This is a genomic window from Photobacterium sp. AWH4_225, from assembly GCF_056158405.1.
The window spans coordinates 820901-842765 of the sequence record NZ_JBSWTF010000001.1; the positions used below are offsets into that span (position 1 = coordinate 820901).

The 21865-nt window shown below is 49.8% G+C and carries 16 protein-coding genes and 8 tRNA genes; 10 read left to right on the forward strand and 14 right to left on the reverse strand.

The genetic code is table 11. The annotated features are described in order from the left end of the window. Positions 1–187: 187 nt before the first annotated feature. Positions 188–1951: a 30S ribosomal protein S12 methylthiotransferase accessory factor YcaO gene (gene ycaO, locus ACXAD4_RS04240; RefSeq protein ID WP_475238962.1), complete on the reverse strand. Its 1764-nt coding sequence runs from the start codon at positions 1949–1951 to the stop codon at positions 188–190. 314 nt (positions 1952–2265) lie between these two features. Between ycaO and ACXAD4_RS04245 the strand changes: the two genes are divergently transcribed. Continuing rightward, positions 2266–3621 carry a M20 family metallopeptidase gene (locus tag ACXAD4_RS04245; RefSeq protein WP_475238964.1) on the forward strand — a complete coding sequence of 452 codons (1356 nt, stop codon included), beginning with the start codon at positions 2266–2268 and terminating at the stop codon, positions 3619–3621. Further along, the gene (locus ACXAD4_RS04250) at positions 3618–5099 is read left to right on the forward strand and encodes a YfcC family protein (RefSeq protein WP_475238965.1); all 1482 of its coding nucleotides are present in this window, start codon (positions 3618–3620) and stop codon (positions 5097–5099) included. Before ACXAD4_RS04245 ends, ACXAD4_RS04250 begins: the two co-directional genes overlap by 4 nt. A 98-nt stretch (positions 5100–5197) precedes the next feature. Here the strand turns inward: ACXAD4_RS04250 and ACXAD4_RS04255 are convergent, their stop codons facing one another. Next, positions 5198–6727, reverse strand: coding sequence for an ABC transporter substrate-binding protein (locus ACXAD4_RS04255; protein ID WP_475238967.1), 1530 nt, complete (start codon positions 6725–6727; stop codon positions 5198–5200). Positions 6728–7214: 487 nt separating this feature from the next. Here ACXAD4_RS04255 and ACXAD4_RS04260 point away from each other — a divergent pair, with 487 nt between their 5' ends. The 4 genes from ACXAD4_RS04260 to ACXAD4_RS04275 all read left to right on the forward strand — a co-directional run bounded on the left by ACXAD4_RS04260 (position 7215) and on the right by ACXAD4_RS04275 (position 10378). Then, the gene (locus ACXAD4_RS04260; RefSeq protein WP_107301326.1) at positions 7215–7985 is read left to right on the forward strand and encodes an ABC transporter ATP-binding protein; all 771 of its coding nucleotides are present in this window, start codon (positions 7215–7217) and stop codon (positions 7983–7985) included. Between the two features lie 117 nt (positions 7986–8102). Further along, complete coding sequence (locus tag ACXAD4_RS04265) at positions 8103–8879, forward strand: ABC transporter substrate-binding protein (protein WP_475238969.1); 777 nt, start codon at positions 8103–8105, stop codon at positions 8877–8879. A gap of 78 nt (positions 8880–8957) precedes the next feature. Continuing rightward, a complete protein-coding gene (locus ACXAD4_RS04270; RefSeq protein ID WP_475238972.1) occupies positions 8958–9698 on the forward strand; it encodes an ABC transporter permease in 741 nt (246 codons plus the stop codon). Positions 9699–9700: 2 nt separating this feature from the next. Then, positions 9701–10378 carry an ABC transporter permease gene (locus ACXAD4_RS04275; protein ID WP_317523562.1) on the forward strand — a complete coding sequence of 226 codons (678 nt, stop codon included), beginning with the start codon at positions 9701–9703 and terminating at the stop codon, positions 10376–10378. A 99-nt stretch (positions 10379–10477) separates the two neighbouring features. Here the strand turns inward: ACXAD4_RS04275 and grxB are convergent, their stop codons facing one another. The 3 genes from grxB to ACXAD4_RS04290 all read right to left on the reverse strand — a co-directional run bounded on the left by grxB (position 10478) and on the right by ACXAD4_RS04290 (position 12482). Continuing rightward, positions 10478–11128 carry a glutaredoxin 2 gene (grxB, locus tag ACXAD4_RS04280; protein WP_475238975.1) on the reverse strand — a complete coding sequence of 217 codons (651 nt, stop codon included), beginning with the start codon at positions 11126–11128 and terminating at the stop codon, positions 10478–10480. 87 nt (positions 11129–11215) lie between these two features. Beyond that, positions 11216–12022 carry an exodeoxyribonuclease III gene (xthA, locus tag ACXAD4_RS04285; protein WP_475238977.1) on the reverse strand — a complete coding sequence of 269 codons (807 nt, stop codon included), beginning with the start codon at positions 12020–12022 and terminating at the stop codon, positions 11216–11218. A 214-nt stretch (positions 12023–12236) separates the two neighbouring features. Then, positions 12237–12482, reverse strand: coding sequence for a hypothetical protein (locus tag ACXAD4_RS04290; protein ID WP_475238979.1), 246 nt, complete (start codon positions 12480–12482; stop codon positions 12237–12239). A 183-nt stretch (positions 12483–12665) separates the two neighbouring features. On the opposite strand from ACXAD4_RS04290, the gene ACXAD4_RS04295 reads away from it, so the two are divergent. Both ACXAD4_RS04295 and ACXAD4_RS04300 read left to right on the forward strand, forming a co-directional pair. After that, complete coding sequence (locus tag ACXAD4_RS04295) at positions 12666–12917, forward strand: GlsB/YeaQ/YmgE family stress response membrane protein (RefSeq protein ID WP_317523557.1); 252 nt, start codon at positions 12666–12668, stop codon at positions 12915–12917. A gap of 148 nt (positions 12918–13065) precedes the next feature. After that, the gene (locus ACXAD4_RS04300) at positions 13066–14031 is read left to right on the forward strand and encodes a glutathione S-transferase family protein (RefSeq protein ID WP_475238981.1); all 966 of its coding nucleotides are present in this window, start codon (positions 13066–13068) and stop codon (positions 14029–14031) included. A 31-nt stretch (positions 14032–14062) separates the two neighbouring features. Here ACXAD4_RS04300 and ACXAD4_RS04305 read toward each other — a convergent pair whose 3' ends face one another. The 9 genes from ACXAD4_RS04305 to ACXAD4_RS04345 form a co-directional block, all read right to left on the reverse strand. Further along, positions 14063–15775, reverse strand: coding sequence for a response regulator (locus ACXAD4_RS04305; protein ID WP_475238983.1), 1713 nt, complete (start codon positions 15773–15775; stop codon positions 14063–14065). Positions 15776–15961: 186 nt separating this feature from the next. Continuing rightward, positions 15962–16046, reverse strand: a tRNA-Tyr gene (locus tag ACXAD4_RS04310). 66 nt (positions 16047–16112) lie between these two features. Beyond that, positions 16113–16197 (reverse strand) — tRNA-Tyr (locus ACXAD4_RS04315). A gap of 66 nt (positions 16198–16263) precedes the next feature. Then, positions 16264–16348: transfer RNA gene (locus ACXAD4_RS04320), tRNA-Tyr, on the reverse strand. Positions 16349–16414: 66 nt separating this feature from the next. After that, positions 16415–16499: transfer RNA gene (locus ACXAD4_RS04325), tRNA-Tyr, on the reverse strand. Positions 16500–16565: 66 nt separating this feature from the next. Beyond that, a tRNA-Tyr gene (locus tag ACXAD4_RS04330) sits at positions 16566–16650 on the reverse strand. Between the two features lie 66 nt (positions 16651–16716). Then, positions 16717–16801 (reverse strand) — tRNA-Tyr (locus ACXAD4_RS04335). A 66-nt stretch (positions 16802–16867) separates the two neighbouring features. Continuing rightward, a tRNA-Tyr gene (locus ACXAD4_RS04340) sits at positions 16868–16952 on the reverse strand. Between the two features lie 81 nt (positions 16953–17033). Next, positions 17034–17118 (reverse strand) — tRNA-Tyr (locus ACXAD4_RS04345). Between the two features lie 236 nt (positions 17119–17354). On the opposite strand from ACXAD4_RS04345, the gene ACXAD4_RS04350 reads away from it, so the two are divergent. Both ACXAD4_RS04350 and ACXAD4_RS04355 read left to right on the forward strand, forming a co-directional pair. Further along, positions 17355–18458 carry an efflux RND transporter periplasmic adaptor subunit gene (locus tag ACXAD4_RS04350; protein ID WP_475238985.1) on the forward strand — a complete coding sequence of 368 codons (1104 nt, stop codon included), beginning with the start codon at positions 17355–17357 and terminating at the stop codon, positions 18456–18458. Next, positions 18458–21595: a multidrug efflux RND transporter permease subunit gene (locus ACXAD4_RS04355; protein ID WP_475238987.1), complete on the forward strand. Its 3138-nt coding sequence runs from the start codon at positions 18458–18460 to the stop codon at positions 21593–21595. Before ACXAD4_RS04350 ends, ACXAD4_RS04355 begins: the two co-directional genes overlap by 1 nt. Positions 21596–21865 lie beyond the last annotated feature (270 nt).

The window sequence follows — 21865 nt, forward strand, 5'->3', positions numbered from 1 at the left end:
TGATGCGCAAGATTGTCGGGTTACATCGAGTTTACCCAAAAAGTAGCAGGCAGGTAACAGCATTTTAATTAGTGCATTCAACTTTTTTTGAATGGATAGTGAGAGTGATAGAAAGGTGACTTTGTAATCAAAGTACAAAAATGCCCAGGTTGAAGGTGAGCAACCTGGGCGGTTTGTACACGTGTGGTTAGCAGTATTTTGCCTTCTTGGCTGCTTGCAGCTTATGGTAAGACTGCAGTAGTTGCTGATGAGCAGGGTACTGGCTCATAGTCAGATTGCCAGCAGTTAGCCCATAGAACTGAACACTGCCTTCAATCGCGCCCCAGGCTGCAGCGACAGCCTCGCTGCCGAATTTACTTTCGAAGTCTGCTTTGCACTCGGCTGGATCACGTTCTTCACCCAGTGCCAGCTCCAGGCTGTCGATGAGACAGTGGAAGAATTTCATACGTTCGGCAGTGAAGCTTGCCGCATTGAATGCCACACTCCACTTGGCGAAGTCCTGAGCCAGCTCGAGATCGCCACCTGCCAAGGCAATCAAACATTTCAGTTCACCGATACGCAGGGTCTGCCACGCATCACCCGGTTGAACTTCCAGGCCAAGCATATTGTGAAGGAGGGTCTCGTCATCGAACTCTTCTTCGACAATGTGGAACATTTCGGCGAACTGCTCCGCATCCCACTCAACAGCCGGAAGCGCCAGCAGCACCTCGCGCAATTCCAAAGCGATATTGTTATTGGCTTCGATGAGCTCTTCCACCGGCGCAATTTCAGACCAGCCCGGTACGATGATGCGGCAGCAATCTATGTCAAGGTGATCATAATCAGCAATATAGGCATCGGCACCTTCGGCGTGCAGCAGATCCATCAAATGATTGAATTGCTGTTCTGAGTTGCCGTTGAAACGCCAATCTGCGAACTCTAGTGCAGCTTCGCTATCGAGCTGGGCCGAAGCAATAAGGCAGGTTGATTCAGCCAGATGATTTTCTGGTGTGAAGTGCTCATTGACAGCTTCACCAGCAGAAGAGGGATCCAGCAAAGCCTTGAGCTCATCAACACTGTGATCCTGAACAAGCTCAGTGACAGCACGCTCTAGGGCAAGGTCAAAACATGGGTGAGCAGCGAAAGAAGCAAAACGAATGTTGCTGCCTTGATAGCTCAGAGCCACACAGACCACCGGGTATTTGCCGCCAAGTGAAGCGTCGTAAGCTTGGACACCAAAACCATGCGCTTCAAGGGCCTCCATGGACTCCTTAATCGAGGCAAAGCGGCTCAGTACCGACTCAGGAATGGCTGGCAAGCTGATCTGCTTGGCCAAGATACGGCTTTTGATATGGCGCTCGATGATCTCGCACAGGGCTTGAGTGCGGGCCTCAAATTTTGAGTTACCGGCTGCTGTTCCGTTTGAGGCGTAAAGATTACCAATGATATTGACCGGCATATCTATCGTTTCGCCATCGCTCTGGCGCTCGAACGGCAGGGTGCAGATCCCGCGCGCCATATTGCTCGATGGCAAATCGATCAGATCCGTACCCAGTAGCTCAAGGGTTGGGTCGTAAAATTGTGTCAGGCGTTCATCCAGAATACCTTCTGGAGGCAGGTTTTCCTCAAGATCGATTGGGAACCATTTTTCATTGGGATAATGGACAAATTCACCGGTGGCAATGTCTTCGCCTAGGTAACGGCTGGCATAGAAATCATTGGTGGCCAGACGCTCAATAAGCTTACCCAGTGCTGACGCCAGTGCAGCGTTTTGCGACACACCCTTACCAACAGTGACGTTCATCAGTGCATCAGCATCTTGGATTTGCACAGACCAGACATTAGGGATCGGGTTGTGCCAAGCGGCGTTGTCAATGTTGGCTAGGTTGAAGCCAAGCGCTGTTAATTGGGTTTGGAAACGCTCGATGGTGTCTTCCAGTGCGGCGTCTTTACTGGGAAAAAAGGTTTTCATTATCGATCTCGTCATATGACAGGAGGGTGCATGGCGCGAAGTATAACCAATTATGAACTAGATGCCTAAATGTGACAGATATCAATAATGTCCATCACCTCTGAAATATTTTGTCGAGATTTTGACCGCAGTCCCACCTTGTGAGGACGAGCAGTGAAAGTAGTCACATTTATTCCCTACGGCTTGTAGCAGAATGGATTGGTCAGATGAGATTCAACCAACCAATAATTCTGATTTAAATTATAAATTCACTACTTTTGTCGGTGTGTGTTCGTATGTGCAGATAAAAGTAGATGAAGCCAAAGAGGGATACGATGAAAGCAACAATAGCATCAAATATCGACGCGCTGCGTGATGACTATATTGCCGCAGTGAAGCGTTTGGTGGCTATTCCCAGTGTCTACCAGGAAGATGACAGCGGTAAGCCGTTTGGTAAGCCGATCGATGACTGCCTGGATGAAACATTGCGGTTATGCCACGACCTGGGGTTTGCCATTTACAAGGATCACAAAGGGTATTACGGCTATGCCGAAATCGGTGATGGCGAACAAATGATAGGTGTGTTGGGCCATTTGGATGTGGTGCCAACCGGAGAGTTGTCAGCTTGGCATTCGGACCCGTTTAGCCCCGAAATTCGCGATGGGCGTTTATACGGACGTGGAACACAAGACGATAAAGGGCCGACTTTAGCCGCAATATATGCAGTTAAAGCACTTCTGGATAGTGGTGTGGTGCTTAACAAACGCATCCGTTTCATATTCGGCACCGATGAAGAGACTTTATGGCGCTGTATTGATCGCTATTTGGAAAAAGAAGAAGTTCCAAGCTGCGGCTTCACACCAGACTCTGCCTTCCCGCTAATTCACGCCGAAAAAATGCTGATCCAATCTTGGCTCCATGGGCCGGGTGATGGCTTGGTGGCGCTAGATTGTGGCGGGGCACTCAATGCCGTGCCTGAGGTGGCGAAATACGAAGGCCCACTATGGGAAGAGTTGGCGGCCAAACTGGATGAATTAGGCTATGACTTCACTGCCGAAGATGCCGAGGTCACGGTATTTGGTAAAGCAGCCCATTCCGCTGCCAGTGATATCAAAGGGGTGAATGCAATTGCCCGTTTATGCCTGGCGCTGAGTGGGATCGGTGTGACCCATCCTGCGATCAAGTTTGTTGCCGAGCAAGTGGGAGAAGATGCCAACGCCAAACAGATTTTCGGCCCGGTAGAGGATGTCAGTGGCCGGTTGACTTTCAACGTTGCCCAACTAGAGGTTGGCGAGCAGTCAAGCAAACTCGGGATAGATATTCGAGTACCGGTCACCTTCGAGAAAGCGGACTTTGATAACGATATTCAGGATGTCGCCGAGCAGTACGGTTTACGCTACGAGGAATTTGATGTGCTACCTTCCTTGTATATGCCTGCAGAAAGCCCGGTGATCCAAACCCTGATGAGTGCCTATCAAGAAATCAGCGGGGATATGGACAGCGAGCCGATGACATCCGGTGGGGCGACGTATGCCCGTGCAATTCCGAACTGTGTCGCTTATGGGGCAATTTTCCCCGGCCGCGACAAAGTTGAGCACATGCCGAATGAATATTTGATTATTGATGACATGCTCAAAGCAATGAATGTGTATGCCAACGCGATTTATCAGCTGCAGGGAGTAGAGCTATGACCACGACTACAGAGGCTGGCAAAATGAAACGATCTTTCAAAATGCCGACTGTTTATACCATTCTTTTTTCTATTATTGCCCTTGTTGCCTTGCTGACCTGGGTCATGCCGGCGGGTAAGTATGACTACTTGGTTAATGGTACCGATGTGGTGATCCCTGCGGCTGAAGTGCTGGATTACGACGGCGGTGAGCGGTTGCTTCCTATTCCTGGTACTTATCAGGAACTGGAGTCCTCGCCTCAGGGGGTGATTGATGTCTTGATGGCACCGATCAAAGGCTTCCACAAAGCGGTTGATGTGGCGCTGTTCGTATTGGTTATCGGTGGTTTCCTTGCCGTGACCATGCGTACGGGTGCCATGGACTCCGGTGTGGCGGCGATTGTGCGCAAGTTCCGTGGCCGTGAGCAGATGATGATCCCTGTGTTGATCACCTTGTTTGCGCTGGGTGGTTCTACCTACGGGATGGCTGAAGAAACGGTTGCCTTCTGGGCGGTGATCCTGCCGGTGATGGCGGTTGCAGGCTACGACCGCATGGTGGCGGCGGGTATCATCCTGCTGGGTTCGGGGGTCGGGGTGCTGGCTTCAACCGTTAACCCGTTTGCCACCGGTATTGCGTCTGGTTTTGCCGGTCTGCCAATCGGTGATGGTATCGTTCTGCGTGTTGTCCAGCTGGCTATCTTGATTGTCTTGGCCTCTTGGTACGTGATGCGCTACGCATCGAAAGTCAAAGCGGATAAAGCTAATTCTGTGCTGGCGGATATCGAGTTTGATGATGAGTTCTCTCATGTCAGCGAAGATACTGGCGAGTTCACCACCAAACAGAAATGGACCATGGGGATATTCTTCGGTGCGTTCCTGGTGATGATCTACGGTGTCATTCCATGGGAAGACATGGGTATTACTGCAATCCCGACCTTGTGGTGGTGGTTTGATGAGCTATCAACCCTGTTCTTGGCGTCGGCCATTTTGATTGCTGTGATCAACCGTATGCATGAAGGCGAGTTCATCAAGACCTTCATTGAAGGGGCCAAAGATCTGATTGGTGTTGCACTGGTTGTTGCGGTTGCCCGTGGTATCTATGTCGTCATGGATAACGGTGTGATTATCGACACTATCCTTAACTGGGCTGAAGGCGTGGTTACCGGCCTGTCGTCAGGTGTATTCGTCGTGGTGACTTACCTCGTACATATCGTGCTGAGTTTCTTCATTCCATCGACTTCAGGCTTGGCAACGGTTTCTATGCCGTTGATGGCACCGCTGGCTGACTTCTCTGGTATTGGCCGTGATTTGATCATCACTGCTTACCAGTCAGCAAGTGGCTGGATCAACATCTTTGCCCCAACCGCAGGTCACTTGGTGGCGGGTTTGGCCTTGGCGAAAATCCCTTACGAGCGCTTCCTGAAATGGGTGATGCCGTTTGTGGTGATAGTGCTGGTCGTGACAGTGGTACTGCTTTTTGCGGGTGCAGCGATGGCCTAATCGGCTAACCGAAAGCAATTTGAAACAAAGCGAAAAAACTGTTTTATCATGATGAAAGCGAGCCAGATGGCTCGCTTTTTTATTGGGTTGGTAATCCCTTACTTTGCGTCAGCGGTCTGCTTTTTAGGCCGGAGGGCGAGGACATGCAGTAGACGCTCTGGAGCCTGTGGCCAAATTAGCGGGCTGGCGACCGGGTTGTCCTTGTTAAACCACCCTTCGAAGCGGCTGGTGTTGTATTGGTAGAATTCAACCGTGTTATAGAGCGGAACAGTGACCTGCTGGTTGGCGATGATCTGGTTGAGTTCACGGATGATCTGCTGGCGCTGCTGGTTGGTTTCGGCAACCGGGAATTGCGTCAACAACTTATCGACCTGTGGATTTTGGTAGTAATGCATCGCATAGCGCGGGTAATGAGATGCCTGGTAGGTGCTATTGAACGCCATATCAAAATATTTGAAGGGGGTCGGCCCTTGCGGGTAGTTAGTAATAGCCAACTGATAGTCCGCATGGGCAAGCTGCTCGTTGAACTGCTGGAAGTGTGCTTGGATTGGTGTGACTTTTATACCAACCCTGAGCAGCATTTCACTGATCAACTGGGCAGTGGTATTGAAATCAGACCATCCGTTGGGGGTGATGATAGTGAGTGCTAACGGTTTGCCGTCGGGCAAGTCGCGCCACCCGTCCCCGTCGCTATCGACAACACCAATACTGTCGAGCAAATCCTGCGCTAGCATCGGATTGTAAGTCATATAGGGGAGGTATTTCTCGGTGATGATCGGATCAGCCCACGAGCGAAAGCGTCCGCTCATGCCCGACGCGTATCGGGAAGGTTCACCTTGACCGAAAGCCGCGATATCGATCAACAGTTGGCGTTGAAGCGTCATCGAGATGGCACGGCGGAACTCCACCTTGTTGAACACCTCTCGAATCGCCGGATCGGCGGCCTTGAAGTTGAACATCAGGCTGACGTTGCTGGCGGGTGGTAGCCAGTATTTAAAGTCGGGTGAGTAAGAAGCGTAGTGGCGCTCGATATCGGGAATAAAGCTTCCGGTCCAGTCGAACTCACCTTTGGAGATACGTGAGATAAAATCGTCGTTGGTAGTGACTTTGGGATAGCGCAGGCAGTCGATATGGCGTTTATCTGCTTGCCAGTAAACCGGGTTGGCACATTGCAGGTAGCCGTTCTCGTCCAGCTCTTTGATTTCGGTAAAAGGTCCGGTGCCGATAGGGGCAGAGTTGGTGAAATGCGCGAAGTCTTCGACTGACTGCCATTGGTGTTTAGGCACAATAGGAAGCAATACCAAGGTGTAGGCAACCAGGGCGTTGGGCTTCTTGAGTCTGAAATAAACCTCATTTTTGTTACGTTTTTCGATCGACTCAACCCATTGTCCAATGCCATGTGAGTCAAGTTCTGGATATTTAAGCGCGATAGAGAAAGAGAAAATCACGTCATCGGCGCTGAATGGTTTTCCATCTGACCAGCGCACCCCTTCCCGAAGCGAAAAACTGATCCCCATTAAATCCTTGTCGAGTTGGTAGTGAGTCGCGAGGCGGTATTCCGGCTTGTTATTCTGCAGCGTATTGAAGATCACCAGAGGTTCAAACATGAACTCATGCGTTGTAGGCATGCTGCCTTTTGAAAAAGGATTAAAGTTGGCGGTTACCGCATCTTTATACTCGGGCACAACGGTGAGAATTGTTACAGATTGTGGCTGGGAGGCAAATGCATAGCTAAACGGATAAAACGTGCTAAAAACAAGCAGTAACACGCAAGTTGCACGCTGCTTTAATAACGTTGAATTTATTGTAATTATTGATTTAACAGACATATTTCATCCGGCTATATATTTTTCCACTTAAATTACCCCAAGCTGGTAAATAGTTCAATGTAGGTGAAAAGTCGCTATATTGACGTTTTATTCTCAAAACCTGACTGGTTATTCTAGCTTTGTGCTGGTTAATGAAATGTTGCCAAATTTTATTTCTAGTGATACCGTCGATAAAAGTGTTCGCAAAACAGGCAATCTTTTGCTCTTTTGGGCACGTTGAATCCCACCATTGGAATATACGGTGAAGGGATATTGGTAATTCACGGAGTAACAGGAGTTGGCGCACATGGCAGGTGAAGTGGCGCTTGATGTAAGGGATTTGCATAAGTCTTTTGGTCAGAACGAAGTCTTAAAAGGCATATCGTTAACGGCCCACCGTGGTGATGTAATTTCAATTATTGGCTCGTCCGGTTCCGGGAAGAGTACTTTTCTGCGTTGTATCAACCTACTTGAAACACCGACTCAGGGCGAAATCTGGGTCAACGGTGAACTGATTAAAATGAAAAATAATCGACAGGGAGAATTTCTTCCGGTTGATGAAAAACAAGTACAGCGCATTCGTTCACGCCTAGCGATGGTCTTTCAAGGTTTCAACCTGTGGTCGCATATGACAGTGCTCGGCAATGTCATTGAGGCACCCGTCCATGTATTGGGTGTACCGAAAGCGGAGGCGATCGAGCGTGGTGAAGCATTACTGAAAAAAGTCGGCTTGTATGAGCGTCGCAATTATTACCCTGGTCACCTGTCCGGAGGACAGCAGCAGCGTGCCGCTATTGCCCGAGCCTTGGCGGTAGACCCTGAAGTGATGCTGTTCGATGAACCGACCTCGGCATTAGATCCTGAGTTGGTGGGTGAAGTGCTGGGGGTAATGCAGGATTTGGCGCAGGAAGGCAGGACCATGCTGGTGGTGACCCATGAAATGGCCTTTGCACGTGATGTGTCCAATCAGGTGATGTTCTTGCATCAGGGGAAAGTGGAAGAGCAGGGCGATCCGGCCAAGCTGTTCTCTAATCCGGAGTCAGAGCGTCTCCAGCAATTTATCTCATCGATATATTAACGATTTATTTAGCAAACCAGCGATCCATGATGACCTGTTTGGGGATGGGAAGTCAGCGAGGGAAGGATCGCCAATGACATGCAAACAACAGACTAAAAAGTACAGCAGGAGTAAACAATGAAAAAATGGATTTTGGCAGCAGCCGTTGTAACAGCTTTGGGTACCACAGCCGTACAGGCAAAAGAGTGGAAGACCGTGCGTTTTGGTATTGAGGGCGCTTACCCTCCATTTAGCTGGACGGAGCCAAACGGCGAGCTTCGCGGTTTTGATGTGGATATGGCCAATGCACTGTGTAAAGAGCTGGATGCCAAGTGCCAGATCGTTGCTCAGGATTGGGACGGTATTATCCCGTCACTGCTTGCACGTAAGTACGATGCCATTATCGCTGCGATGTCTATTACCGAAGAGCGTAAGAAGCGTGTTGATTTCACAGGAAAATACGCCCTTATTCCTAACAAGTTTGTTGCCAAGAAAGGGACCGAAATCGATTTCACTAAAGATGGCCTGAAAGGCGTCAAAGTCGGTGTTCAGCGCGCGACAACCCATGACAAATACCTGAGCGATAACTTTGACGGCTCTGTTGAAATTGTTCGCTATGGTTCTTTCGATGATGCTTACCTTGATCTGAAAGCTGGCCGTATTGCCACTGTATTGGGTGATGCCTCTGCACTGGAAGAAGGCCTGCTGAACAAGCCTGGTGGTGACGGTTACGAGTTTATCGGCCCATCGCTGACGGATCCTAAGTGGTTCGGTGACGGCTTCGGTATCGCTGTGCGCAAACAAGACAAAGATCTGACCAAGCAGCTTGATGAAGCCATCAAGTCACTTCGCGAGAAAGGTATCTACCAGCAAATTGCTTCTAAGTACTTTGCTTATGATGTTTACGGTGAGTAATCAGTAGAAACTTTGCTGTGATCCCAAAGGGCTTTACCTTTGGGATCACTCTCCTAAGCAGTAAGAAGGAGCTTCCTTTTGATTGATTTGAAAGGTTATGAGTGGTCACTGGTAGAAGGGGCATGGATCACCCTGCAGGTCGCTCTGTTATCACTGGTGCTGGCGATGATATTAGGTATGCTGGGCGCGTTGGCTAAGCTATCACCGTATCGTTGGGCAAGGGCTATCGCCACCTTCTATACCACGGTGATCCGCGGTATTCCGGATCTGGTATTGATGATGCTGATATTTTTCGGTGGGCAGATGCTGCTCAACGACAGCCTCTATCGAATCAACGAGTTTCTGAACGAGTATTTCACCTCATCCGATCCCAACCATGAGTGGACCGCTTATTTACCAGACTATGTAGAGATCAGTCCGTTTATTGCTGGTATCTTAACCATCGGGTTTATCTTCGGTGCCTATATGGCCGAGACCTTCCGTGGTGCGATCCTCGCTGTTGATAAAGGCGAGCTCGAAGCGGGCAAGGCCTACGGAATGAGTAGTTTCCTTTCTTTTCGCCGAATCCTGTTGCCGCAGATGATCCGTCATGCATTGCCGGGCTTCGGTAATAACTGGCTGGTATTGCTTAAAACCACCGCGCTGGTTTCCGTGATTGGTCTTGATGATATGGTGCGTAAAGGCGCGCTTGCGGCTGGTACAACCCAGATGCCATTTACTTTCTATATGGCAGTTGCGATTATTTTCCTTCTTTTCACTTCGCTCTCGACCTCGGGTCTTAAGTGGGCGGAGCGTAAATTCAGTATTCACACGAGGTAGCTATGGACTTCAGTATTCTGGCCGACTCGTGGCCGATTTATTGGCAGGGCTTTTATACCACGGTGTGGTTGGTTGCCGCTGCGCTGGTGATTGGCTTGGTGATCGCCATTCCTATTGGTATTGCCCGTAACAGCAAGATGCCAGTGGTATATGGGCCGGCGTGGGCATTTATCTACTTTTTCCGCGGCACCCCGCTGCTGATCCAGTTGTACTTGATCTATTACGGCCTAAGCCAGGTGATTGTTGTACAAGGAACGCTTTGGCAAGAAGCATGGTTCTGTGCCTTGGTGGCCTTTGTCCTCAATACAGCCGCCTATACCGCAGAGATTGTCCGTGGTTCTATCAACAGTATGCCGAAAGGTGAGATAGAAGCGGCCAAAGCTTATGGCATGAGCCCGGCGCAGGCATTCCGCCGTATTATTCTGCCTAGCTCGCTGCGACGTGCGTTGCCGGCCTACAGTAACGAGGTGATCTTCATGCTTCATGGCTCGGCAGTGGCCGGTATCGTGACCATTGTTGATCTCACCGGGGCAGCGAAGATTGTCAATTCTCGCTACTATGCACCGTTCGAGTCATACCTGTTCGCAGGGATGTTCTATATGGCACTGACATTCATCATCCTGTGGGGCTTCCGTAAGCTAGAGGGCCGCTGGATGAGGCATATGAGGCCACTGTCGTAGAGATTGAGCCGTAAAGCTTCAAAGTCGTCTTATTGGATAAGCAAAAGCCCAGCCAATTGGCTGGGCTTTGTTTTATGCGTTATCAGTAAAAGCTTGTGTTTATACAGCGATATCGTCGTAGAGCGATGTCGATGTTAGTGCAGCCACTTCGTCGATGTACTGACGGATACGGGCTGGGAACTTCACGCCTTTTACCACAGTCAGGTTGCGCAGTGATGGGAACAGATTGACATCATCGTAGCTCAATACATTGTTACGTTCTGACGGTAACTGCAACCAGGCTAGCTTGTCGAAAGTGGCATTGAGTTCTACCAGGTATTCTTCTGATTTGCTGAAGGCATCATCGAAGTCCTGCTCGATCATTGCGGTTTTGTTCTTGGTAAACCACGCCTTGGCTTCTTCGCACTGGAACTCCGGTAAGTCGACCTTCATCCAGCGCGGGTAGAGCAAGCGGCTGCTGTAAGGGCGGGCAATATCGGCCCACGCACTGATGTTGTCGTCGTTGCTGCCGGTTGCCAGGACAGGGTTGCCATCGAGCGCATCAATATAAGCGGCGATATCTAAGCTTTCGGCCATGTAGCTGCCGTCTTCTTTTTGCAGGATAGGCACAAGGTTGGCACCGACCTTGTCGATACGGGCATCCACATCATGGTTTTGCAGGTAGACCAGTTCGATGTCAGCCTTTTTAAGGCCGGCCACCATCATGGCTTTGATACAGAATGGGCAGTGATCAAATACAAACAGTTTCATCTTCTTTCCTTGTGAGTCAACGTGTGCAATGTATTCCAGTGAGGGGGAGCGGACTCCCTCCCACTAGTTAGCTTTGCCTGTTTGGCCTTATTTGAAGGTTGACCAAATAGGGGCGTGGTCAGACGGCTTTTCGATACCGCGTAGTTCGTAATCGATACCGGCTTCGATACAACGCTCAGCCAGTGAAGGCGTTGCCAATACCACGTCAATACGCAGACCGCGGTTATCGACAAAGCCTTTCGAGCGGTAGTCGAACCACGAGAACTTGTCGTCAACTTCAGGGTGAAGCTGGCGGAAGGTATCGACAAAGCCCCAGTCCATCAAAGTCTTGAGCCATTCGCGCTCGATAGGCTGGAATGAACACTTACCGGTTTTCAGCCAGCGCTTGGCATTGGCTGGGCCGATACCGATATCTAAGTCGATTGGACTGATGTTGATATCACCCATCACAATCACTTCTTCTTCGCTATTGTGGTGATCGTTTAGGTAGGTCATCAGGTCGGCATAGAACTTCTCTTTGGCCGGGAATTTGGTTTCGTGGCTGATGTTGTCACCCTGTGGGAAATAGCCGTTCAGCACGGTGACCTTGCGGCCATCTTCCTGCTCGAAGGTGGCCATGATCATACGACGCTGGGCCTCTTCGTCATCAGTCGGGAAGCCTTTACGTACTTCAACCGGCTCTTGTTTGCACAGCATGGCAACACCGTAGTGGGCTTTCTGACCATGGTGGTAAACCTTATAGCCCATGGCTTCGACATCTTCGATTGGGAAAGCTTCGTCGTGGACTTTGATTTCCTGAAGGCCAATGACATCTGGTTGGTGTTTGTCGATCAAAGCTTGTAATTGGTGAAGGCGAGCGCGAAGGCCGTTGATGTTGAAGGAAATGACTTTCATTGATTTTGGTGTCCTTGATGGTAAAGGCTTCTTTGGCAAAACCTGATGTAATTCATCGATGTTACCACCATTTAGTGAAAAATGGCTGGTGTATGTGTGACAAAGTAGATTTGCTGCAGGTAAAGGGGGGAGAGCCTGAATAGCCTCCCAAAGGCTAATGTTATGGGGTAGCCCTTGGGAGTGGGGAGGGAAGGCGCTGAGCCTCAGTCGCTAGCTAGTTACCACCCTCATTTGTTTCTTCTGGCATCTCAGGTTCACCGGCCATGTCAGAATCTTCGGTGTTTTCAGAACCCTCGGTGTTTTCAGATTCCGTTGGAACGTCTGATCCTTCAGTAACATCCATGACTTCCACACTCTCTTCAGCTTCAGGCGCAGAAGCGGGTGGTGCTGCGGGTTCACCACACCCGGTTAGCAGTGATGCCAAGAATAAAAAAAGGCCAATTGTCAGTTTGTTCAACATGTACATCGTCCTCACGCTGGGAAGGCTTTAGAAGATTAAGCCATGTGGCTATTAAGATTAGTGCAATAAGGTGCGTTCTGCCGCTTGAAGTGACTTAGTTATAACGCTTGCATTGTCCATATCAAACGACCTTGTCTAAGCTCAATCAGGTACTTTCCAATTGACAGATAGCGAGGATAAAGCATGGGATTTATTTCGTGGATCATATTGGGCTTGATTGCCGGGGCATTGGCGAAGTGGCTTATGCCAGGTGATGATGGTGGTGGTTGGATTGCGACAATGGGGCTGGGTATCGCGGGTGCTTTTGTCGGTGGCTGGGTCGGTTCGTTTATTGGTTTAGGCGCGGCAACCGGGGTCAATTTCGGCAGTTTGGTGACGGCAACATTTGGTGCCTTGATTTTATTGTTTGTCTACAACAAGTTCATACGCAAATAGCGGTTTGAGCGACTTCGCGAAGTTGTTCAAGGAACTTGATGATCTTGTTCGGTTTGAGCCCCCGGACTTCTGTTGAGTCGCTACCTATAATCGAGGCATAGCAAACAGTTTTTCATTATAGGCAGATGATTTAGGCGAGGAGCGGCTGATGGGTAAGTTAGTGAAGGGTGTGTGGCACGACGTCTGGTATGACACCGAAAACAACAAGGGTGAGTTTGTCCGCGAGGATGCAGGTTTTAGGAACTGGCTTACTGCAGATGGCAGTGCGGGACCCAATGGCGAAACTGGCTTCAAGGCAGAATCAGGCCGTTATCACCTTTATGTGTCGCTGGCTTGCCCATGGGCTCACCGCACCCTTATTTTCAGGGCGCTTAAGGGCCTGGCTCCGCACATTGATGTTACCGTTGTCAGCCCAGATATGCGCAGCAAAGGTTGGGAGTTCTCGCAGCCAGAACCGCTTTATGGTTTCGAATGCCTGCATCAAATCTATACCAAGGCCAAGGGTGATTACACAGGCAGGGTGACAGTACCTGTTTTATGGGATAAGAAAACCCAAACCATTGTCAGCAATGAATCATCCGAGATAATCCGGATGTTCAACAGCGCGTTCAATGACATTACGGGCGATCAGCAAGATTTTTACCCTACGGCGCTTCGCCAAGAGATAGAGCAATGGAATGAGTTTATTTATCCCAACATCAACAATGGGGTATACCGCTGCGGCTTCGCGACGACTCAAGAGGCCTATGAAGAGGCTTTTGATAGCTTGTTCAGTGCGCTGGATAAACTGGATAGCCATTTGGCGACTAGCCGTTATTTGGTGGGAAATACACTGACAGAAGCAGACTGGCGTCTGTTCACGACCTTGGTGCGGTTCGATGCTGTCTATGTTGGCCACTTCAAATGTAATCTCAAGCGCATTGCTGATTACACTCATATTCAGGGCTATCTCAAAGAGCTGTATCAGTATTCTGAAGTCGCTGGGACGGTCGATATGTTTCATATCAAGCGCCATTACTACTTCAGCCACAATATGATCAACCCGACAGGTGTGATTCCTAAGGGGCCTGAGCTGGATTTACTGACGCCCCATGGTCGTGAAAAGCTAAGCTAGTTTAAGCATAACCACAATATCTAATCAGTATCTACCCAGTGTTTTCAACCTCAAGGAAACGCTGGGTTTGTTTTTTGTAGGTAAGGGCCACTTTGTGTTGATGTGGTGACGCCTTCTTGCTGGTCATGCCTTCCAGCACTTGTTTCCTCCAGTTTTCCAAATCCCCTGGTAACGGCATCGAACTAATGGCTTTCATACTGCTCTTGATCTCCGCCTCGCTACCTATATTCAGCTCCAACATACACTGGAGGTAGCCAAGATTTGCTTCGCTGCACAGCGGGTATTCATGGACGATGTTCTGGTAGCGGACAAAGGCTTGTTGCGGCGAAGATTGCAAGCACCCGAAGGCCTCTTTCAATTGGATTTCAAGTTGCTTGATGCGCTCGGTAAGATGAGTTTGCTGCTTGATATCGTTTAGACGGTTTTGGCTGTGTCCGTCGAAACGGTTGCGTTTTTCGATTGCCTGCATGCAAGTATTGATGAGTTGGGTTTCACCAAAGTGCACCAGCAGTGGCAGAGTATCGGCGATCACTACGGATGGCAGTTTGGGTATCTTAGTAAAGAACTGAGAGAGTCCCAGCAACATTCTCCGTTTGGCCTTTAATGGTTGGGCATTCCCCAGTAGCAGGCGGCTCATCACAATATGGCTGTAGGTGGTCAAAAATGGCTCCTGGGCAGCCATTACCCTTGAATGGGCTCGATTGTTGATTCGCTGAAGCTCGGCTTTCAGTCGTTTAAGGTTAGCCAGAGAGGTTTGAGTGAAATACAATTGCTCGAAAATCGCCATGTATTCTGCCAGACAGATGATCCAGTCGACATCAATGATCGGTAGGTGATTTGCCAAGCTATTTCCCGCTTTGATGACCTGATCACTCCGGCCGAGATCGGCCGCTAACTGGGCAACTTTGAGTGCCCGGTGGCTAATGCTGGGGGTGAGTTTCAGCGCTTTTTGTGCTGATTCCAGCGCGTCATAATAAGCTTTATCTTGCTCTTGGAAGATAGCCAGATAGTCATATAACTCTATGTGTAGGGGCGATTGCTGAAGCTGACATTCCAGTATATGAATTGCTGCCTTGAGCTGGTTATTGTGTTGGAGGATTTTAGCCAGGATCAAGCTTAGCTTCGGAGACGGATGGTGCTTCTTTAAAATATTGGCGTATTTTTCAGCTTGTAGCCACTGCCCATCCTCGATCAGTAAATCGAGAAGTAGTCCTTCGAGTTTGTGATGGTAGCCAGCATGCATTAGTTGTTTTTTGCACAGGGTAATCGCTTTCTTTCTGTCTTGGTTTATTAAGGCTTTATAGACCGGGGTACGTAATGCACATTCATGGAGTGTTGCTGTCAGTTTGGTTTTGACCATTTCGGCGGTGATTGGCTTGGCCATGAAGCTGTCAGGCTCTACCGACATACTGGTCAGAATTACCTCTGCAGAATGATCGCCGGAGATCATAATGATGCCACAGTAGGGAGAAATCAGTTTCTTGCGGCGCAGAAGGTTGATTAATTCAGTCCCTGTCAGTGGGCCTTCAAGATGGTAATCAATCAGCAGCAAATCAAAGGCATTATGTTCACAGTGTTGTTGGGCTTGTTGGTGATCTAATGCAGTGTCGACATGGGTAAGCCCAATTTGCATCAAAATAGATTTCAGCATGGTGGTAGCTAGACGCTGATCGTCTACAATCAAGGCTTTCACTGCGTGCAAGGGCAGTGACTGTATCTTTGATTGACTCTGATTATTTGGCATTTCCCTATCCCAAACCATATGCTACTGATTGAATCATAGGCATGTATTCACGATTTAGCCAAATATCTCAGACAGGTTTGTGATTTGAAAGCAAAATTATGAATGTGGTTGTGACACAGAATAGAAAATGGAAATGGGAATAAGGCATGAAAAAAGCCAGTAGCTTGCGCTACTGGCTTGGAATGATGGTGGAGGGGGACGGATTCGAACCATCGAAGGCGGAGCCGGCAGATTTACAGTCTGCTCCCTTTGGCCACTCGGGAACCCCTCCACGGGGTGTTGCAATTTGTATTGGCTTTATCAGCCAGAAAACCGCTATTGCCGTTTTCAGTAATGATGGTGGAGGGGGACGGATTCGAACCATCGAAGGCGGAGCCGGCAGATTTACAGTCTGCTCCCTTTGGCCACTCGGGAACCCCTCCACGGGGTGTTGCAATTTGTATTGGCTTTATCAGCCAGAAAACCGCTATTGCCGTTTTCAGTAATGATGGTGGAGGGGGACGGATTCGAACCATCGAAGGCGGAGCCGGCAGATTTACAGTCTGCTCCCTTTGGCCACTCGGGAACCCCTCCACGGGGTGTTGCAATTTGTATTGGCTTTATCAGCCAGAAAACCGCTAATGCCGTTTTCAGTAATGATGGTGGAGGGGGACGGATTCGAACCATCGAAGGCGGAGCCGGCAGATTTACAGTCTGCTCCCTTTGGCCACTCGGGAACCCCTCCACGGGGTGTTGCAATTTGTATTGGCTTTATCAGCCAGAAAACCGCTAATGCCGTTTTCAGTAATGATGGTGGAGGGGGACGGATTCGAACCATCGAAGGCGGAGCCGGCAGATTTACAGTCTGCTCCCTTTGGCCACTCGGGAACCCCTCCACGGGGTGTTGCAATTTGTATTGGCTTTATCAGCCAGAAAACCGCTAATGCCGTTTTCAGTAATGATGGTGGAGGGGGACGGATTCGAACCATCGAAGGCGGAGCCGGCAGATTTACAGTCTGCTCCCTTTGGCCACTCGGGAACCCCTCCACGGGGTGTTGCAATTTGTCTTGGCTTTTTCAGCCAGAAAACCGCTATTGCTGTTTTCAGTAATGATGGTGGAGGGGGACGGATTCGAACCATCGAAGGCGGAGCCGGCAGATTTACAGTCTGCTCCCTTTGGCCACTCGGGAACCCCTCCACAGGGTTTTGGTTGCTAGGAGTAATCTCAACTAGCGGAAAGACGTACCTTACACAAGTCAGGAACACCTTTCAAGAATAATGGTGGAGGGGGACGGATTCGAACCATCGAAGGCGGAGCCGGCAGATTTACAGTCTGCTCCCTTTGGCCACTCGGGAACCCCTCCACAAGTGCGGAGCGCATATTAGCAAACCGAGATGTTCTGTAAACCCTTTTCCTTACTATTTGTGTCTGCTTGCTGCTATTTTCATCATATTGTTGATTGTGATGGCGTTATCGCTTCTTTTTGCAATGAAAAAGCCATATAGGTAAATGTGACATTGCTTTTCTTTACACTTCTTTACCCCGCTCAAGCCCCTGTTCAGATATCATGCATGCAGTTTATAAAAATTGGATTCCACAATGAAAAAGGTCCTTGTTGCGGCATTGGTGACTGCCGCATTAACAGGTAGCGGTTATTTCTACTTCCAGAGCCAGTCAGTGGCAGCCGAACAGCCGGGAGGCCGCTCTGCGCGTGAGATCCCGGTAACGCTCGGTGAAGTCAGTGCCCACCCTGTAGCCCAATCGCTGTCTTTAGTTGGCAAGCTTGAGGCGCAGCGCTCGGTTAATGTGGCGACCCAGGTCGCGGCCCGTGTCGAGCAAATTGCGATAGGGGTAAATAGCAAGGTCGAAAAAGGCGAGTTGTTGGTTCAGCTTGATGATGCCAAGCCAAAGGCGTCTTATGCCGAAGCGCAAGCTTACCTTAATGACGAGAAGCGTAAGTACAACGAATACCAGAAGCTGGTTAGCCGAGGTGCGATCACCCAAACCGAACTGGATGCCCAGCTAGCCAGCGTCAATATTGCCGATGCCCGTCTAAAAGCAGCAAAAGCAGATTTGGATGATCACGCTATCCGTGCGCCGTTTAGCGGCACCGTTGGTTTGGTGGACTTTAGTGAAGGCCACATGCTGACGGTAGGTAGCGAGCTGTTCTCGCTCGATGATTTATCTTCAATGCGCTTGGATATTCAGGTACCCGAGCAGTACCTCTCTTTCCTGCGTGAAGGCATGACAGTCGAAGCCACCAGCCAAGCTTGGCAAGGCCAGGCATTTAGCGGTGAAATCAAAGCGATTGACTCCCGCGTTCAGGCCGACTCCCTCAATATCCGTGTCCGTGTGGTATTTGATAACAAAGAAGGGTTGCTCAAGCCTGGTATGCTGATGGCGGCCAATCTTGGCTTTGCCCCGCAGGATGCGGCAGTGATCCCGGTTCAGGCGCTGGAATACTCAGGTACCAAGCGTTTTGTTTACCTGGTTGATGAGGCGGGTAAAGCCCATCGTACGGAAGTACAGCTGGGGGCGCGGGTAGAAAATGAAGTGGTGATCGAGTCAGGGATCGGTATTGGCGATCGTATTGTCGTCCAGGGATTGGTCAATATGCGCGATGGTGTGCAGGTGAATGACATCATGGCCCAGAAAGTCAATGGCGCGCCTAAGCAACAAGGCCCAACTGGAGATGAAGTTTAATGTGGTTATCTGATGTATCGGTAAAGCGTCCGGTTGTCGCTATCGTTCTCAGCTTGCTGTTGGTGGTATTTGGCTTGGTGTCTTTCTCCAAGCTGTCTGTCCGAGAAATGCCGGATGTTGAAAACCCGGTCGTGACAGTATCAACCAGCTATTCCGGGGCTTCGGCCACCATTATGGAAAGCCGGATCACCACAGTGCTTGAAGATCAGCTCTCGGGGATCAGTGGTATCGAGAGTATCACCTCCACCACCCGTAACGGGTCGTCTCGGATCACCATCGAGTTTGAACTCGGCTGGAACCTGACCGAAGGGGTCAGTGACGTGCGCGATGCAGTATCGCGTGCCCAGCGCCGCCTGCCAGATGAAGCCGATGATCCTGTGGTGTCGAAAGACAATGGTTCGGGTGAGCCTGCGGTATATGTCAACCTGACATCGAGCATTATGGACCGTACCCAGCTGACCGATTACGCCGAGCGTGTACTGATGGACCGCTTTAGCCTGATCAACGGCGTGAGCTCGGTGGATCTTAGTGGTGCGCTTTACCGTGTTATGTACGTCAAGCTGATGCCAGATCAAATGGCCGGCCGTGGCGTAACCACCAATGACATTGTTAATGCGCTTAAGTTGGAAAACGTCGAGCTACCAGGCGGTGAAGTCCGTAATGACACCACCACTATGTCTGTGCGTACGGCACGACTTTACCAAGATGCGTCGGACTTTGAATATCTGGTGGTACGAACAACGGAAGATGGTTCGCCTATCTACCTCAAAGATGTTGCTGAGGTTGGTATTGGCGCGCAGAACGAAAATGCCACCTTCAAAAACAACGGTATTTCGAACCTGAGCCTTGGCATGGTTACCATGACCGATGCCAACCCGCTGAATGTATCCAAGGCGGTATATGAAGAAGTTGAGCGGATGCAGCGCTTCTTGCCGGAAGGTACCGAGCTGTATGTCGATTATGACTCTACGGTGTTTATCGATCGTTCGATTCAGGAAGTGTACAGCACCCTGTTTGTGACTGGCCTTCTGGTTGTCATGGTGCTCTATATCTTTATCGGCCAGGCACGGGCCACCCTGATCCCGGCGGTAACGGTACCGGTCTCACTGATCTCTGCCTTTATGGTGGCGTACTTCCTTGGCTTCTCGATTAACTTGCTGACCCTGATGGCGTTGATCTTGGCGATCGGTCTGGTGGTCGATGATGCCATCGTGGTAGTGGAAAACATCTATCACCATATCGAGCGGGGCGAGCCACCATTGTTGGCGGCCTATAAAGGTACCCGCGAAGTTGGCTTTGCGGTTGTCGCAACCACAGTGGTACTGGTCATGGTGTTCCTGCCGATCTCATTTATGGACGGCATGGTTGGCCCGCTATTTACCGAATTTGCAGTATTGCTGGCGATGGCGGTGATCTTCTCGTCGATTATCGCACTGACGCTAAGCCCGGTACTTGGCAGTAAACTGCTTAAAGCCAATGTGAAGCCGGGTAAGTTCAACGTGTGGGTTGATCGTATGTTCGGCCGCTTGGAAGCGGGATACCGAAAAGTGGTCACTGTTTCTGTTCGTTACCGCTATGGCGCGCCATTGATTGTGCTGGCATTCGTAGGCCTTAGCGTAGTCTTGATGAAAACTGTGCCGTCGCAGCTGGCACCGCAGGAAGACCGTGGTGTTATCTTTGCTTTTGTAAAAGGTGCGGAAGGGACCAGTTACAACCGTATGGTAGGCAACATTGAAGAGGTAGAAGGGCGTTTGCTGCCGATGGTCGGCCAGGGCGTGATCAAATCTGTCTCTATCCAAACACCTGCTTTTGGCGGTCGAGCTGGCGACCAAACTGGTTTTGTGATCATGCAGCTGGAAAACTGGGAAGACCGCGATGTGTCCGCCTCTGATGCGCTGGATATGGTGCGTAAAAAGCTACAGGGGATCCCAGATGTTCGCGTATGGCCATTTATGCCGGGCTTCCGCGGTGGTTCTTCTGAGCCAATCCAGTTCGTGCTAAACGGTGCGGACTACAGTGAACTGTTCCAGTGGGCCAGCAAGCTGAAAGAGATTGCTGAAGATAACCCGATGATGGAAGGTGTTGATCTCGATTATGCGGAAACCACACCTGAGCTGGTGGTGTCGGTGAACCGACAGCGTGCGGCAGAGCTTGGCATTCCGGTTAATGATATTGCCGAGACACTGGAAATCATGCTGGGTGGCCGCAGCGAGACTACGTTCATTGACCGCGGTGAAGAATACGACGTCTATCTGCGTGGTGATGAGAACAGCTTCAATAATGCATCGGATCTGAGTCAGATCTACGTGCGTACCCGCACCGGTCAGCTGATCACGTTGGAATCTTTGGCTGAAGTGGAAGAAGTGGCCTCGGCACAGCGTCTGAGCCATAACCAGAAGCAGAAGTCGATCACCTTGAAAGCCAACTTGGTGCCGGGCTATACCCTCGGTCAGGCACTTGACTTCTTGGACGAGCAGGCTCTGTCGATGCTGCCAAGTGATATCGTGATTGACTATGCGGGCGAGTCGAAAGACTTCCGCGAAAACCAGAGCAGTATCCTGTTGGTGTTCGGTCTGGCACTGCTGGTTGCCTATTTGGTACTGGCGGCACAGTTCGAAAGCTTTATTAACCCAATGGTAGTTATGCTTACTGTACCAATGGGGATATTCGGTGGTTTGGCCGGCCTGCTCATTATGGATCAGAGCCTCAATATCTTTAGCCAGATCGGGATGATCATGCTTATCGGTATGGTAACCAAGAACGGTATCTTGATTGTCGAGTTTGCCAATCAGCTACGTGATAAGGGGGTCCCATTCGAGCAGGCGATTATTGATGCGTCTGAGCGCCGCCTGCGCCCAATCCTGATGACCGCGTTTACGACCCTGTTTGGCTCGGTGCCGTTGATTCTTTCAACTGGTGCGGGTTCGGAAGGGCGAATTGCGGTTGGTGTTGTGGTGTTCTTCGGCATGGCGTTTGCGACCTTCGTGACCCTGATTGTCATTCCGGCGATGTATCGCTTGATGGCTGCTAATACTAAGTCTCCTGGCTATGTGGCTGAGCAGCTTGAGAAAGCGCTCAAGCAGGATAACCAAGCCTCTGCGGAAGATGAAAATAGGTTGGTAACCGAAACAAGCTAACGGTTAGCCTTACCATTTCCCCACTTACTTAAAGAGCTGCCTTTACAGGTGGCTCTTTTTATTTTCTTTGCTTTTTATGAATAGATATTCGTATGTGCTTGATTGAGGACTATATGCGTATCGTCAATAATTTGGCGAAAAAGGATGGGGGAATGTGATGTGGCTCATTAATTAATAATACCTAAAAGGAATCACTTAAAATAAAAAAGACTGTTTTATTTTTTTTGATAAATTAATATTTTTGCTGTGAAACTAACTTATAGATAGTTT